The 1,275-nt window shown below is 43.3% G+C and carries 1 protein-coding gene; it reads left to right on the forward strand.

All coding sequences use genetic code 11. The annotated features are described in order from the left end of the window. Positions 1–1,255: IS4 family transposase (locus tag AB6E52_RS23050; protein ID WP_102321117.1), on the forward strand; the 1,255-nt coding region annotated here is incomplete at its 5' end. Between the last annotated feature and the right edge of the window lie 20 nt (positions 1,256–1,275).

Genomic DNA, 1,275 nt, shown 5'->3' on the forward strand with positions numbered 1-1,275 from the left:
CAACGCCATTCAACTAGAATGGATAGAACAAGCTCTTCTTGAAACAAATAAAGCGAGCATAAGACGACGTCGACTTCCCGCTCAGCAAGCTGTCTGGCTAGTTATTTGGATGGGGTTGCAACGCAACATGTCTATCAAAGAGGTATGCAGTTCATTAGACATTGCCCTTCAACCAAAACCTGAGGATAGTTGGTCTCGTGTTGCGCCTAGTGTCCTCACCGATTCACGTCGACGTCTAGACGAGAGTCCATTAGCGGCTCTTTTTCACACAACAGTCAAGGCTTGGCGCGAAGATATCATTCAACAAGACAGAGACTTAGGGCTTAACGTTCTTGCTGTGGATGGAACAACATTTAGGTGCCAAGATTCACCAGAGAACGCCGAAGAATTTGGGTTCATCTCTAAAAAACTGAAACCTTATCCTCAACTTCGTTTAGTTGCTTTGATGTCAACGGAAACTCGAATGATTATGGGGGCAGCTTTTGATGGTTGTCATGTCGGTGAAACGACCTTAGCTAAACGTTTATTCAATGATATCCCAGCGCACTCATTGACTTTATTTGATCGTTGTTATTTCTCCGCAGACCTTTTGTTGTCATGGCAAGAGAGTGCGGAAAATGCTCATTGGTTAATGCCTGCAAAACGTAAACTACGCTATGAAGTATTGGAGAAATATGCAGAAAATGACATGCTTATCTCAATGCCCATCTCTCCTCAGGCCCAGCGGCAGAATCCTAATTTACCCGAGCGTTGGGAAGCTAGATTAGTCCTATATCAAGAACCAAAAGGTGAGATAAAAGGTTTTATTACTTCACTTACAGACCCTAGCAAATACTCACTAGAAAGCCTGCTGCGTATTTATTGGCAACGTTGGGAGATAGAAGAAGGTTATGGTGAAATTAAACAGACTCAACTGCAAAGTCACGTCACTTTACGAAGTCGTTTTTCTGTCGGTGTGAGGCAAGAGCTTTGGGGTGTCTTACTTGCTTATAACCTAGTGCGATTAGAGATGGTTAAGATAGCTTCAGAAGCAGGGGTTCGAGCGACTAGGGTCAGTTTTACGGCCGCGATTAACCTTATTGATGCGCAGTTACGTTGGCTAGCTTTATGTCCAGACGGAACTCTACCAGTAAAACTTAAAAGAATGAGGGAAAGTATCAGTCACTTCATTCTCCCAGATAAAAGAAAGGACCGAACGTTTCCACGTTCAATCCTCTTTGTTCCAGCTAAATATCCGTTTAGATTCAAACAGTAATGCTTATCCGAACGGCATTG

The organism is Vibrio sp. 10N.247.311.13, assembly GCF_041467595.1.
Classification (GTDB): Bacteria; Pseudomonadota; Gammaproteobacteria; order Enterobacterales; family Vibrionaceae; genus Vibrio; species Vibrio crassostreae_C.